The 14,829-nt window shown below is 71.9% G+C and carries 9 protein-coding genes; 6 read left to right on the top strand and 3 right to left on the bottom strand.

Annotated features, from left to right (window positions below):
• Positions 1-54: 54 nt before the first annotated feature.
• Entirely contained in the window at positions 55-2,199 is a 2,145-nt protein-coding gene (locus F1734_RS05010) for an acyl-CoA dehydrogenase family protein (RefSeq protein ID WP_203011398.1), read from the bottom strand.
• Positions 2,200-2,291: 92 nt separating this feature from the next.
• Here F1734_RS05010 and kstR point away from each other — a divergent pair, with 92 nt between their 5' ends.
• Positions 2,292-2,954 carry a cholesterol catabolism transcriptional regulator KstR gene (gene kstR, locus F1734_RS05005; protein ID WP_003935941.1) on the top strand — a complete coding sequence of 221 codons (663 nt, stop codon included), beginning with the start codon at positions 2,292-2,294 and terminating at the stop codon, positions 2,952-2,954.
• A 94-nt stretch (positions 2,955-3,048) separates the two neighbouring features.
• Entirely contained in the window at positions 3,049-5,643 is a 2,595-nt protein-coding gene (gene otsB, locus F1734_RS05000; RefSeq protein ID WP_010594550.1) for a trehalose-phosphatase, read from the top strand.
• Here the strand turns inward: otsB and F1734_RS04995 are convergent.
• Positions 5,631-6,740, bottom strand: coding sequence for a LacI family DNA-binding transcriptional regulator (locus F1734_RS04995; protein WP_010594551.1), 1,110 nt, complete (start codon positions 6,738-6,740; stop codon positions 5,631-5,633). The genes otsB and F1734_RS04995 overlap by 13 nt on opposite strands.
• Before the next feature lie 155 nt (positions 6,741-6,895).
• Between F1734_RS04995 and F1734_RS04990 the strand changes: the two genes are divergently transcribed.
• The 4 genes from F1734_RS04990 to F1734_RS04975 all read left to right on the top strand — a co-directional run bounded on the left by F1734_RS04990 (position 6,896) and on the right by F1734_RS04975 (position 13,543).
• Positions 6,896-8,002, top strand: a complete 1,107-nt coding sequence (locus F1734_RS04990) for a metal ABC transporter solute-binding protein, Zn/Mn family (RefSeq protein WP_371851039.1) — start codon at positions 6,896-6,898, stop codon at positions 8,000-8,002.
• A 135-nt stretch (positions 8,003-8,137) separates the two neighbouring features.
• Positions 8,138-8,950 carry a metal ABC transporter ATP-binding protein gene (locus F1734_RS04985; protein WP_238424159.1) on the top strand — a complete coding sequence of 271 codons (813 nt, stop codon included), beginning with the start codon at positions 8,138-8,140 and terminating at the stop codon, positions 8,948-8,950.
• Positions 8,947-9,861 (top strand): metal ABC transporter permease, encoded by a 915-nt coding sequence (locus F1734_RS04980; protein WP_010594554.1) that lies wholly within the window; start codon positions 8,947-8,949, stop codon positions 9,859-9,861. Before F1734_RS04985 ends, F1734_RS04980 begins: the two co-directional genes overlap by 4 nt.
• Positions 9,862-9,907: 46 nt before the next feature.
• On the top strand, positions 9,908-13,543 hold the full coding sequence (locus tag F1734_RS04975) for a hydantoinase B/oxoprolinase family protein (RefSeq protein WP_203011396.1): 3,636 nt from the start codon (positions 9,908-9,910) through the stop codon (positions 13,541-13,543).
• Here the strand turns inward: F1734_RS04975 and F1734_RS04970 are convergent.
• On the bottom strand, positions 13,531-14,796 hold the full coding sequence (locus tag F1734_RS04970; protein ID WP_017680943.1) for an MFS transporter: 1,266 nt from the start codon (positions 14,794-14,796) through the stop codon (positions 13,531-13,533). The two genes, F1734_RS04975 and F1734_RS04970, sit on opposite strands and share 13 nt — an antisense overlap.
• Positions 14,797-14,829 lie beyond the last annotated feature (33 nt).

Below are 14,829 nucleotides of genomic sequence, written 5' to 3'. Positions count from 1 at the left end.
CGATTAGAACGTGTTCTAGTTGTATCACCTCGGCGCGGCACGTGGAAGTACCGCTCAGCCGCGCGGCAGACCCAGCAGGCGCTCCGCTGCGAGGGTGAGCAGGATCTGCTCGGTGCCGCCGGCGATCGTCAGGCAACGCGTGTTGAGGAACTCGCGCGTCAGCGGCCCCTCGACCCAGCCGGCCTCGCCGGCGAGATCCATCGCGAGCTCCGCGGTGTCCTGACGCTGCCGCACGCCGATCAGCTTGCGCACGCTCGATGCCGGACCGGGATCCTGACCGTCGAGCTGCGCCAGGGTGGTCCGCAGCTCGAGCAGCGAGCCGGCCGTGGCCTCGGCGACGAGCCCGCCGATCCGGTCCTCGGCCACCGGGTCGCCGGGCGCCACCAGGTCCAGCAGTTGCTCGACCGCCTTCCCGAGCGAGGACCCGCCGCTCATCGCGACCCGTTCGTTGGCGAGCGTGGTGCGGGCGAGCCGCCACCCGCCGCCGAGCGGACCGACGACGCACTCGTCGGGGACGAACACGCCGTCGAGGAGCACCTCGTTGAAGAGCGCGTCGCCGGTGATCTCCCGGAGCGGCGAGACGGTGATGCCCGCGGACTTCATGTCGACGAGGAAGTAGGTGATGCCCTTGTGCTTCGGGGCGTCACGATCGGTGCGGGCCAGGCAGATCGCCCAGTCCGCCTCCTGCGCGAGCGACGTCCACACCTTCTGCCCCTGCAGGCGCCAGCCGCCGTCGACCCGTTCCGCGGTGGTGCGCAGCGACGCCAGATCGGATCCTGCGCCCGGTTCGGAGAACAGCTGGCACCAGACGATCTCCCCGCGCAGTGTCGGTGCGGCGAAACGTTCGATCTGCCCGGCGGTGCCGTGCTCGAGGATGGTCGGCACGGCCCACCACCCGATGACCAGATCGGGCCGCTCCACCCCGGCGGACGCGAGTTCCTCCTCGATGAGGATCTGCTGCGCGGCGTGTGCGCCCCGTCCGTACGGCGGCGGCCAGTGCGGGGCCAGGAACCCGGCCTCGGCGAGCGCGGCCCGCTGCTGCGGTCCGGGCCGGTCGAGGTGCTGTGCGATCTCGGCGCGGATACGCGCGCGTTCGTCGTCGAATGCGCTCAGATCGACGGTGAGGTGCCGACGCGCGCCGGAGCGGGCGAGGCCGGCGACCCGGGCCCGCCAGGCCGCGGAGCCGCCGAGCAGCTGGCGGGTGGCGACGGCGCGGCGCAGGTACAGGTGCGCGTCGTGCTCCCACGTGAAGCCGATGCCGCCGAGCACCTGGATGACATCCTTGGCGTTCTGCACGGCGGCGTCGAGAGCCACGGCAGCGGCGACGGCCGCGGCCAGTGGCAGTTCGTGCGGCGCCGCATCGGCCGCCACGGCGGCGTCCCAGGCCGTCGCCCGGATCTTCTCGGTGCGGCACAGCATCTCGGCACACAGGTGTTTGACCGCCTGGAAGGAGCCGATGGGCCTTCCGAACTGTTCGCGGATCTTGGCGTACTCCACGGCCGTGGTCAGTGCCCAGCCGGCGACACCGGCCAGTTCGACCGCGGCGAGGGTGGCGGCGAGGTCGCGGACCAGACCTGCCGGAACGGAGACGACGCGGTCGGTCGGGACTGCGACGCGGGTGAGCCGCACTCGCGTGAGGGCCCGGGACTTGTCGAGGGTGTCGAGCGGTTCGAGGCTCAGCCCGGGGGTGTCCGCCTCGAGCAGCGCCCAGCATTCGGCTCCGTCGCCGGCGCCGATACGGGCGAGGACCGCGACCCCGGGCTCGCCGCCGATCGCCGTTCCCGCATCGCCGTCGAGGTCGTACCCGCCCTCCCGCGCGGTCGCGGTGAGTGCGCCGTCCAGCGCGACCGCGGTGGGCAGGGCGCCCTCGGCGAGCAGCTCCGCCCACTTGGCGCCGTCCGAACCGGCGGCACGCCCGAAGACGAGGGCGGCCAGCGCGGTGGGCAGCACCGGCCCGGTCGCGAGGTGGTACGCAGCCTGTTCGAGCATCGTCGCCAGGTCGACGACGGTGGCGTCGGCGCCGCCCGCGGCCTCGGGCACGGCGACGGCGAAGATCCCGAGTTCGGCGAGGGACGCCCACCCCGGCTGCCACATTCCGGCCGGGTGGTCACGTAGGTTCTGGATCGGCAGCGTGGCGCGCGCCCAGGCCTGCACAGAGGCCTGGGCGGCCAGCTGTTCGTCGGTGGTGGCGATGCTCACAGCGGGTTTCCGCCTTTCGGGAATGACACAATGCCTAGAACGTGTTCTAATATGACAGCCGGTTCAGAGTCAAGGCAGAGGAAGACATCTCGATGACGACATCGTCCCGCTCGCGTTCCACCGGCAGCGGAACTCTCACCGCCCTCACCGAGGACGACCTCAGTTCCAACGCCCAGAAGGAACGCCGCAAGCGGATACTCGACGCCACCCTGGCGCTCGCGTCCAAGGGCGGGTACGAGGCCGTGCAGATGCGCTCCGTCGCCGAGAAGGCCGACGTGGCAGTCGGCACCCTGTACCGGTACTTCCCGTCGAAGGTGCATCTGCTCGTCTCCGCCCTCGGTCGCGAGTTCGCACGCATCGAAGGCAAGGGCAAGATCCCGCCCGGTCACACCCCGCTCGAGCGGATGCAGCTGATCCTGAGCCTGATCACCAAGGCCATGCAGCGCGACCCGCTGCTCACCGAAGCCATGACCCGGGCGTTCATGTTCGCCGACGCCTCCGCCGCCGCCGAGGTCGATCAGGTCGGCCTGCTCATGGACCGGCTGTTCGCCCGCGCGATGAACGAGGGCGAGCCCACCGAAGAGGAGCTCGCGATCGCCCGGGTGATCAGCGACGTGTGGTTGTCGAACCTCGTGGCGTGGCTGACGCGGCGTTCGTCCGCGACGGACGTCGCGCGGCGGCTGGAGCTGACCGTCGAGCTGCTGCTCGGCGACGGCTCGCACCGGCCGGCCTCGATTCCGGTCCAGGAAGGCTGACCTGCGCCGCGAGTCGCGCAACTGTAACGGGAAACACGTCCCGAACCGGACATGGGAGACGACGCCGGCGGCCCGATCACCTACCTTTGAGTGAGTGAGCGCCCAAGACCTCCCGATCGACCTGCGCCGCGCCCTCGTCGCGCTGGCGCGGACCCCGCGACTCCTCGTGGCCTCCGACTACGACGGAACCGTCGCGCCGATCGTCTCGGATCCGGACAAGGCGTTCCCGAACGCCGAGTCGGTCCGCGCTCTGCGCGCGCTCGCCGGTCTGCCGTCCACGGCTGCCGCCGTGATCTCCGGCCGGGCCCTGAAGGATCTCGCCGCCCTGTCCCGCCTGCCCGCCGAGGTGCAGCTCGTCGGTAGCCACGGCTCCGAGTTCGACATCGGCTTCGTGCACGCCATCGACAGCGATGCCCGGCAGCTGCTGCGCGACATCGTCGCCGAGCTCGAAGTGATCGCCGCCCGCTACGAGGGTGTGCACGTCGAGTCGAAGCCGGCGAGTGCTGCGCTGCACGTGCGCAACGCCGACCCGGGGGATGCCGAGCAGGCACTGTCGCTGGTCCGCGGCGATCTCGCCCGGCACCCGGGGGTGCAGGTCACCGAGGGCAAGGCCGTGATCGAGCTGGCGGTCGTGCCCACCGACAAGGGCCACGCGCTGGACATCATCCGCCATCAGGAGTCGGCGAGCGCCGCGGTCTTCTTCGGCGACGACGTGACGGACGAGAAGGCCTTCGCGTCCCTCCACGGCCCGGACGTGGGGGTCAAGGTCGGCGACGGCGAGACCGCCGCGCAATACCGGATCGGCACGGTCGAGGATGTCGCGGCCGCGCTGGCGTTCCTGCTCGAGCAGCGCCGCACATGGCTCTCGGGGGCGGCGGCCTGCCCGATCGAGCGGCTGACGATGCTCGCGAGCCCGCGTGCGAAGGCCCTGCTGACCCCGGACGGCACGGTGACGTGGCTGTGCCATCCCGAGCCGGACTCCGCCGCCGTGTTCGCGCACCTGCTCGGCGGCGAACCCGCCGGGCACTTCACCATCGGGCCGAGCCGTGAGGCCCTGCCCCTGAGCCAGCGCTACATCGACGGCACCATGACCGTGGTGACCCGCTGGGCGAGCCTCGCGGTGATCGACTACCTTCCGCACGACGTCGAGCCGGGCCGCACCGACCTGACCCGCGTCATCACCGGCAAGGCCCGGGCGGTGGTGACGTTCGCCCCGCGCCCCGAGTTCGGCCAGGGCCAGGTCGGGCTCGAGCCCGTGGCGGACGGCCTGCGGGTACTGGGCTTCAACGAGCCGTACGTGCTGCGCTCCCCCGGCGTCGAGTGGAACATCACCACCGACGGCGCCCATCAGACCGCGCACGCCGTCGTCGACCCGTCGGACGGCGACATCATCCTCGAATTCCGTTGCGGCACAGACGACATCGGCCCACACCCCGTCGCGGAGGTGCAGCGGCGCGCATCCGCGGAGGAGTACTGGTGGAAGTGGGCGGCGGGCCTGGACCTGCCGCCGCTCAAGCGGGACCTGATGAAGCGGTCGGCACTGACCCTGCGCGGCCTCGTGCACGCGCCGACGGGCTCCATCATGGCGGCCGCGACCACGTCGCTGCCCGAGGAGATCGGCGGCGTCCGCAACTGGGACTACCGCTACTGCTGGCTGCGCGATGCCGCGCTGACCGCGCATGCCCTGGTGAGCGTGGGGTCGCTCGCCGAGGCGGACGCCTACCTGGACTGGGTGCACCGTGTGCTCGACACCGTTCCGGGCCCCGAGCGCCTGCACCCGCTGTACACGCTGGCGGGTGGTGCCCTGCCGCCCGAGGCAGTCATCGACACGCTGCCCGGCTACGCGGGCTCCCGGCCCGTGCGGGTCGGCAACGCCGCGAGCCAGCAGGTCCAGCTCGACGTGTTCGGTCCGATCGTGGACCTGATCTCGGCGCTGGCACACCGCCGGGAGGAACGCGGCGTCCCGCACGACCGGGCCCTCACCGACCGGGACTGGGAACTGGTGTGCGCCATGGTCACCGCCGTGGAGTGCCGCTGGTTCGAGCCCGACCACGGCATCTGGGAGATCCGCGACAACCCGCGCCACCACGTCTACTCGAAGGTCATGGGCTGGCTGACCGTGGACCGCGCGCTGACACTGGCCGAGAATTTCGGGCGCACCGCCGGCGACGGCTGGGCCGGCCTGCGCGCGGAGATCGCGGAGGAGGTGCTGGAGAAGGGCTGGAACGAGGACGTCTGCTCCTACACCGCGGCCTACGACGGCACCGACCTCGACGCGGCGACGCTGTTCATCGGCCTGTCCGGGCTCATCGACCCCGAGGACCCGCGATTCCACGCGACGGTCGTCGCCACGGAGGCGGAACTGCGCAGCGGGTCGACGGTGTACCGCTACCTGCACGACGACGGCCTTCCCGGCACCGAGGGCGGCTTCCACCTGTGCGCGGCGTGGCTGGTGGAGGCATACCTCCTCGTGGGTGCCCGTCCGCAGGCGGAGGCGCTGTTCGCGCAGCTCGTCGACGCGGCAGGCCCCACGGGCCTGCTCAGCGAGGAGTACGACCCCGTGGCCGAGCGGTCACTCGGCAACCACCCCCAGGCGTACAGCCACCTCGGGCTGCTGCGGTGCGCGCAGCTGCTGGCGGCACCGGCGGAGGCGGACCGGACGCTGTCGGCCGTCGATCACTCGGCGTAGATCGACGTCTCGTCGTGCACGCCGGTGGTCTGGCCGATGAGCAGTTCCGTCGGGAGCGTCTCCACCGTCGCGACCCCGGAGTGTGACGGTGCGGCCATGAGCAGGGCGCCGGTGCGCCTGCCCTTCTCCTCCTGAGGCTGGCGCACGGTGGTCACGCCCTCGCGCAGGGCTTCGCCGATCCCGTCGAAGCCGGTGATCGACAACTGTCCGGGCACCTCGAGACCGGCGCTGCGCGCCCACGCCAGCGCGCCGAGCGCGAGAACGTCGGTGGTGCACATCAGGGCGGTGATCGTCGGGTCCGCCGCCAGCGCCTGCGCGGCACCGGAGGCGCCGTCCTCCGCGGTGTGCGCATAGCGTTCGACGACGGTGAGGCTCGCGGGGTCGAGCCCGGCCGCCCGCAGGGCTTCCTGCACGCCGATGATCCGCTCGTGCTGGACGTGGAAGCGGTCGGACTCGAAGCGGGCGGGATCGACGACGCCGTCGCGGCGGTCACGGCCGAGACGCATGCACAGCACCCCGATCCGGTGGTGGCCGAGACCGATGAGGTGCTCGGCGAGCCCACGCATCGCGCCGCGGTCGTCGATGCCGACCAGCGGCGCGCTCGCGATGCCGCGGGGTTGGTCGCACACCACCAGGGGCAGGTTCCGCTCGAGGACGGCCGCGAGATACGGGTCGTCGGACGGCACCGAGTAGACGACGAAGCCGTCGACCGCGGCGCCGTGCACGACCTGGGCCGCCTCCTCCTCGTCGCGGCCCGGCCCGGCGGGGATGAGCAGCAGTCCCTCGCCGGCAGCCTCGCAGGACTCGGACAGGCCGGACAGGAAACTCATCGCGGCCGGATCCCGGAACGAGTAGCTCAGCGCTTCGGTGAGCAGCACGCCCACCGCCCCGGCCCGGCGGGTACGCAGCGAACGGGCCATCGGGTCCGGGCCGGCGTAGCCCCGGCGCTTGGCGACCTCGAGGATCTGCTCGCGAAGCTCGGCGGACAGCTGGTCCGGCCGGTTGTAGGCGTTGGAGACGGTGGTGCGGGAGATCTTCAGCTCGGCAGCGATCGACGCCAGGGTGGCCTGGGGACGCGGCTGACGAGACCTGGGCATGAACGGACGGTATCGGGTCGGCGCCGCGGCGACGAATCGGGCCGGATGGGCGCGGACCCGGACATCCGCTAAAGTGGAACGGTAACGGTTTCCAATAAGGTGGAACCGCGCCCCTCCCGGCCGTCCGGCCGAACGTGATCACAGGAGATGGAACAGTGCGACTGCCCCGCCGAATGCGCGCCGCCACCGCGACCGTGGGCTTGACCTGCGCCGCCGCGCTCACCCTCGCCGCGTGCGGCAGCGACTCGGGCGGCAGCGACTCGGGCGGCAGCGGCTCGGGCGGCAGCGACTCCGGCGAGATCCGCATCGTCGCCTCCACCAACGTGTGGGGCTCGGTCGCGCAGGCCGTCGCCGGGGACCGCGCCCAGGTGCAGTCGCTGATCACCGAGCCGTCCGCCGACCCGCACTCGTACGAGGCCAGCCCCGCCGACGCGGCCGCGATCAGCGACGCGTCCCTCGTCGTCTACAACGGCGGCGGCTACGACCAGTTCGTCGACGACATCCTCGACTCGACCGGAGCCGGCGCCGCCACGGTCGACGCCATGGCCCTGTTCGAGTCCGGCACCGGCAGCGACCTCGACGACGGTCACGACCACTCGGCGGGCAGCCACTCGGCGGGCAGCGCACCGGAAGACGGGACCCACGAGGGCGAGACCCATGCGACCGAGGAACACGAGGCCGAGTCCCATGCCGCCGAGGAAGGCGACGCCCACGCCGGTCACGACCACAGCGGCATCAACGAGCACGTCTGGTACGACCTGGCCGCCGCCGACGCCGTCGCCCATGCCGTCGCCGACCGCCTCGCCGAGCTCGATCCGGCCGGGGCCGACACCTACCGCGCCAACGCCGACGCGTTCCACTCGCAGCTGCACGAGGTCACCGACGTGACCGCCGCGATCGCCGCCGCACACGCGAACACCCCCGTCGCGCAGACCGAATCCATCGGCTACTACCTCGTCACGTCCGCGAAGCTCGAGGACCGCACCCCCGCCGACTTCACGAACGCGATCGAGAACGGCACCGACCCGTCGCCCGCCGCGATCGCCGCGACCCGCCAGCTGCTCCTCGACAAGCAGGTCGACGTCCTGGTCCACAACCCCCAGACCGAGGACAAGGTCAGCCGCGACATGCGGGCGACCGCGGAGTCCGCGGGCATCCCCGTCGTCGAAGTCACGGAGACCCTGCCCGAGGGTGTGGACTACATTCAGTGGCAGAAGCAGACGGCCGAGGCGCTCGCCGCCGCCCTCGACGCCGCCCGCTGACCCTTCGAGCAGGGCAAGGACATCACTTCCGTGACCACACCGGCCGACGTCACCCCGGGCGGCACCGCCGCGGCACCGGGCGCGCCTGCGACGACCCCCGGACACAGCGCCGCCGTCGAACTCCGCGGCGCGTGCATGGCCTTCGGCGACCGCGTCCTGTGGCGGGATCTCGACCTCACCGTCGAGCCCGGCGAGTTCGTCGCAGTGCTCGGCCCCAACGGCGCGGGCAAGTCCACGCTGCTGAAGGTCCTGCTCGGTCAGCTCCCCCTCAGCGGCGGCACCGCCACGATCGCCGGCGTGCCCGCGCGCACGGGCAACTCGCACGTCGGCTACGTGCCGCAACAGAAGTCGCTTGACGAAGGTGTGCCGCTGCGCGGACGCGACCTCGTCGGACTCGGCGTCGACGGCCACCGTTGGGGCACCGGCCTGCGCTACTGGAAGACCCGCCGGGGCGCCGTCGACGCCGCGATCCGGCAGGTCGGCGCCGAGGCCTACGCGAACGCCCCGATCGGCTCCCTCTCCGGTGGCGAACAGCAGCGGCTGCGCATCGCGCAGGCACTCGTCGGCGACCCCCGGGTCATGCTCTGCGACGAACCGCTGCTCAGCCTGGACCTGGCCAACCAGCACCTCGTGTCGTCCCTCATCGACCGTCGCCGCCGCGAACACGGCACCGCCGTACTGTTCGTCACCCACGAGATCAACCCGATTCTGCCGCTGGTCGACCGCGTGCTGTATCTCGTCGACGGGCAGTTCCGCATCGGCACCCCGGCCGAGATCATGACCTCCGAGGTGCTCTCCGCGCTGTACCGGACCGACGTCGAAGTCCTCGAGATCCGCGGCCGTCTCGTCGTCGTCGGCACCGGCGACGCCATCGACGCGCTCGGCAGCGCCGGCGGACTGCGCCCCGGGGAGGGCGTCCACCACGACCATCACGAGGATCAGCATTGAGCAGCAAGTTCACCGACGCGATGGGCCGGATGTTCGACGTGCAGGCCACCGTCGACCTGCTCCAGTACGACTTCGTGCAGCAGGCGCTGCTCGCCGGCGCGATCCTCGGCCTGCTCGCCGGCGTGATCGGCCCCCTGGTGATCAGCCGGCAGATGGCGTTCTCCGTGCACGGCACCTCCGAACTCTCCCTCACCGGTGCCGCCGCGGCCCTGATCGTCGGCGTCTCCGTCGGGCTCGGTGCCGTGGCGGGTGCTGTGGTGGCGGCCGTCCTCTTCGGCGTCCTCGGCACCCGAGCCCGCGAACGCGACTCTGTCATCGGTGTCGTCATGGCGTTCGGGCTCGGGCTGGCCGTGCTGCTGCTGTGGGCCTACGACGGCCGCACCGGCGCCGCGTTCTCCCTCCTCACCGGCCAGATCGTCGCGCCGGGCGGCACCGGCATCGCGTTGCTCGCCGCGTGCGCCGTCGGCGTCATCGGCACCATGCTGGTCATCTACCGGCCGCTGCTGTTCGCCAGCACCGACCCCGAGGTCGCCGCGGCACGTGGAGTGCCGGTGCGGGCGCTGTCCATCGTCTTCGCCGTCCTGGTCGGAATCACCGCCGCCCTGGGCGTGCAGATCGTCGGGGCGCTGCTGGTGATGGCGCTGCTCATCACCCCGGCCGCCGCAGCCGCCCGCGTGGCGAGCGGCCCGCTGGCCGCGACGGTGCTGTCCGTGCTCTTCGCGGAGGTCTCCGCGGTCGGTGGCATCCTGCTCGCCCTCGCCCCCGGGGTTCCGGTCTCGGCGTTCATCACCGCCATCGCATTCGTCATCTACCTGGCGTGCCGCGGGATCGGCGCGGCCCGCACCCGACGCGGCATCGGACGCGGGGAGGTCGCGCCGGCCCCGGAGACGGCCGGCGCCGTCACCGCCTGAGTCCCGCGGTCCCGTCCGTCCCGTCCGCGGTGACTAACCTGCTGGCATGGCGACAGCGGAGCAGACGAGCGGACGAGACCGGGCACCCGGGCGCTGGGAGTTCTGGGTGGACCGCGGCGGCACCTTCACCGATGTGGTCGCCCGCCGGCCCGACGGCACCCTGGTGACCCACAAGCTGCTGTCGGAGAACCCGTCCCGATACCGGGACGCGGCCGTGGCCGGGATCCGGGAACTGCTCGGGGTACCGGCCGGCGACCCCGTCACCCCCGGCCTCGTCGAGCAGGTGCGCATGGGCACCACCGTCGCGACGAACGCGCTGCTCGAGCGCACGGGCGACCGGACCGTGCTGGTGATCACCTCAGGTTTCCGAGACGCGCTGCGCATCGGCTACCAGAACCGGCCGCGGATCTTCGACCGCAACATCGTGCTGCCCGAGCTGCTCTACGAGCGGGTGATCGAGGTCGACGAACGCATCCGAGCCGACGGCACGGTGCTGCGGGCCCCGGACCTGGACCGGCTCGAGCGCGATCTGAGGCAGGTGCGCGACGACGGGATCGACTCCGTCGCCGTGGTGTGCATGCACAGCCACCTGTACCCGCAGCACGAGCACGCCGTCGGCGACCTCGCCGAGCGCCTCGGCTTCGGCCAGATCTCCCTGTCCGCGGACGCGAGCCCGCTGATGAAGCTCGTGCCACGCGGCGACACCACCGTCGTCGACGCGTACCTGTCCCCCGTGCTCCGCCACTACGTCGATCGCGTGGCCGACCAGCTGCCGGGTGTCCGGCTGATGTTCATGCAGTCCAACGGCGGGCTCACCGAGGCGATGCACTTCCGCGGCAAGGACGCGATCCTCTCCGGGCCGGCGGGAGGCATCGTCGGCATGAGCCGGATGTCGGCCCTGGCCGGGTTCGACAAGGTGATCGGGTTCGACATGGGTGGCACGTCGACGGACGTGTCGCACTTCGCCGGCGAATACGAGCGCGTCTTCCACACCGTCGTCGCCGGGGTGCGGTTGCGGGCCCCCATGATGGACATCCACACCGTGGCCGCCGGCGGAGGATCGATTCTGCACTTCGACGGCAGCCGGTACCGGGTGGGGCCCGACTCCGCCGGCGCCGACCCCGGTCCGGCCTGCTACCGGGGCGGCGGCCCCCTCACCGTCACCGACGCCAACGTCATGCTCGGGCGCGTGCAGCCCGCCCACTTCCCGCACGTGTTCGGTCCCGGCGGCGACGAACCGCTGGACGAGCAGACGGTGCGGGCCCGGTTCACCGCGCTGGCGGCCGAGATCCGGGAGGCGACCGGCGACGACCGCAGCCCCGAGGAGGTCGCCGCGGGCTTCCTGCAGATCGCGGTCGCGAACATGGCCAACGCCGTCAAGCGCATCTCGGTGCAGAAGGGCCACGACGTCACCGAGTACGCCTTGACGACCTTCGGCGGGGCCGGCGGACAGCACGCCTGCGCAGTCGCCGACGCGCTCGGCATCCGGACCGTCCTCGTGCCGCCGCTGGCCGGTGTCCTGTCCGCGCTGGGCATGGGTCTCGCGGACACCACCGCGATGCGCGAGCAGTCCGTCGTCGTCGAACTGGACGACGAGGCGATGCCCCGGCTGCGCGACGTCGCCGCCGAACTCGAGGCCGCGGCGCGCACGGAACTGCTCGACGAGGACGTGCCCACCGAGCGCATCGACGTGACCGTCCGGGCACACCTGCGCTACGACGGCACCGACACCTCCGTGCCCGTCGCGCTCGCCGACCCGGCGACGATGACCGCGGAGTTCGAAGCCGTGCACCGGCGCACCTACTCGTTCCTCATGGACCGGCCGCTGATCGTCGATGCCGTCGCGGTCGAGGCCGTCGGGGCCACGCGCCGGCCCGATCTGTCCGGGCTCGGTCGCGCCGACAGCGACGCGACCGGGTCCACCCGCCCGTCCCCCGACACCGTCCGGATGTTCGTCGACGGGTCGTGGCGCGAGGCACCGCTGTACCGTCGCGAGCACCTCGCCCCCGGCGACTCCGTGGCCGGCCCGGCCATCGTCGCGGAGGACAACTCGACCACCGTCGTCGAGGCCGGCTGGGAGGCGGCGATGTCGGAACAGGGTCATCTCGTGCTGGCCCGGGTGCGCGCCCACGACGGCGCGGAGGTGGGCACCCACGCCGATCCGGTCATGCTCGAGATCTTCAACAACCTGTTCATGTCGATCGCCGAGCAGATGGGCACGACTCTCGAGTCCACCGCGCAGTCCGTGAACATCAAGGAGCGTCTGGACTTCTCGTGCGCGCTGTTCGATCCGGACGGAAACCTGATCGCGAACGCGCCGCACATCCCCGTCCATCTCGGCTCGATGGGCACGAGCGTGCAGGAAGTGGTGCGCCGCCGGCACGGGTCGATGAAACCCGGGGACGTGTACGCGGTCAACGACCCGTATCACGGCGGTACCCACCTGCCGGACGTCACGGTGATCACGCCCGTGTTCGACGGGTCCGGCGAGCACATCCTCTTCTTCGTCGCCTCCCGCGGTCACCACGCCGAAATAGGCGGAACCACACCGGGTTCCATGCCCGCCGCCAGCCGCGACATCCGCGAGGAGGGCATCCTGTTCGACAACTGGCTGCTCGTCGAGAACGGAGCCTTCCGGGAGGCCGAGACCCGGGCGCTGCTCAGCGGCGGCCCGTACCCGTCCCGGAACCCCGACACCAACCTCGCGGACCTGCGCGCCCAGGTCGCGGCCAACGCGCGCGGCGTGGTCGAGGTGGGCCGGATGATCGACCACTTCGGTCTCGACGTCGTCGAGGCCTACATGCGGCACGTGCAGGACAACGCCGAGGAGGAAGTGCGCCGTGTCGTCGACCGTCTCCACGACGGCGAGTACCGCTACGAGATGGACTCCGGTGCGGTGATCGCGGTCCGGATCACCGTCGACCGGCAGGCACGCTCGGCGACGATCGACTTCACCGGCACGTCACCGCAACTCGCGTCGAACTTCAACGCGCCGGCCTCGGTCGCGCGGGCCGCGACGCTGTACGTCTTCCGCACGCTCGTCGCCGACGACATCCCCCTCAACGACGGTTGTCTGCGTCCGCTGCACATCGTCGTCCCCGACGGGTCGATGCTCGCCCCCGAATTCCCCGCCGCGGTCGTCGCCGGCAACGTCGAGACGTCGCAGGCCGTCACCGGCGCGCTCTACGCGGCGCTGCGGGTGCAGGCCGAGGGTGCCGGGACCATGAACAACGTCACCTTCGGCAACGAGCGGTACCAGTACTACGAGACGCTCGGCTCCGGGTCGGGTGCGGGCGAGGGCTTCGACGGGACATCGGTGGTGCAGACACACATGACCAACTCGCGTCTGACCGATCCCGAGGTACTGGAGTGGCGCCTGCCGGTGTTGCTGGAGGCGTTCACGATTCGTCACGGCAGCGGTGGCGGCGGCCGGTGGCGCGGCGGCGACGGCGCCGTGCGACGGCTCCGGTTCCTCGAGCCGATGACCGTCAGCACGCTGTCCGGACACCGGCGCGTGCCGCCGTACGGGATGGCCGGTGGCGAGCCGGGCGCCCTGGGCGGCAACCGCATCGAACGCGCCGAAGGCACCGTCACCCGCATGGCCGGCTGCGACTCCGTCGAGGTCGGGGCCGGTGACGTGCTCGTGGTCGAGACCCCGGGCGGTGGCGGCTACGGACGATAGGACGAACGGGACTCCGGGACGGGATCGAGTTCCCGCAGGACGGGCAGCGCGAAGCACACCGCCGCGACACCGACCATCGGCAGGGCCAGCGCGAAGAACGTCGTGCGCACACCCGTCGCGTCGATCAGGGGCCCGGCGATCAGGATCCCGGCCGGGCCCGCCGCGTACGCGGTCGAGGTCATCACACCGACGACGCGGCCCCGCATGTGCTCCGGGCTGCGGGTCTGCATGGCCCAGTTCGCGATCGGCCCCACCGGACCGTACGCCAGGCCGATGAGGATGCCCAGCAGCACGAGGACCCCCAGCGGCGGCAGGAACGCCATGCCGATCGTCGCCGCACCCAGCACCGTGACCGCGACGAGCATCAGGGTGCGGCGCCGCAGACGCGACGCGAAGGCGCCGTAAGCCAGGGCACCCACCAGACCACCGACACTCAGCGACATCATCACCCAGCCGAGCCGGGCCGGCGCGTCCATCCCGGTGAAGTAGGTCGGAAGCAGCACCGACTCGATCGGCAGGAACAACGCCACGACGATCATGTCGACCAGTGCGAGCGTGCGCAGCAACCGGTCTCGCCACACGAACCGCAGCCCCTCGAGGGTGCCGGCCCACAGCGAAGCCGGGCGGGTGGACCGGTCGGGTCGGCCGGCGTGCTCGAGCCGGAGGAAGGCGACGGTGACGAGGGAGAGCACGAAGCACGCCGACGTCACCCACAGGGTGTTCTCGGGGCCGACGGCGGCGATGAGGACGCCGCCGACACCCGGGCCGATCAGGTAGGCGAGGTTGTAGTTCGCCTCGTAGAGGCTGTTGGCGCGGTCCAGTGACCACCCTGCGGCGCGGGTCGCCGCCGGCAGCATCGATTCGCGCGCCGAGATGCCCGCCGGGTCGAAGACGGCGCCGAGGGCCGCGAGCGCGGCCAGCAGGGGCACCGAGAGTCCGACGGTCGCGGCGAGGACCGGGATGGCCGCGACCGACAGCGCCGAGAGCGCATCGGAGACCAGGGCGGTGCGCCGGCGCCCGAACCGGTCGACGACGGTCCCGGTGAGCAGGCTCGCCAGCAGCAGCGGCACGGTGGCTGCACCCGCGACGATCGCCGCGTCGGTGGCCCGGCCGGTCTGTTCGAGCACCAGCCACGGCAGTGCGACGACCACGATGCCGTTGCCGGTGGCGGACAGCAGGGTGGCGACGCCGAGCAGGGTCAGGGGCGCGAAGCGGCGGGTGGTCAGGTCGAGGGCGGTCACGTCGATCGGCATTCACTCGGAGGCGGGGGTGCCGCGACGCTAGCA

It is taken from the genome of Rhodococcus ruber, assembly GCF_016804345.1.
Classification (GTDB): Bacteria; Actinomycetota; Actinomycetes; order Mycobacteriales; family Mycobacteriaceae; genus Rhodococcus; species Rhodococcus ruber.
Note: the sequence above shows the minus strand (reverse complement) of the source record. Positions and strands in the feature narration are given on the sequence as shown.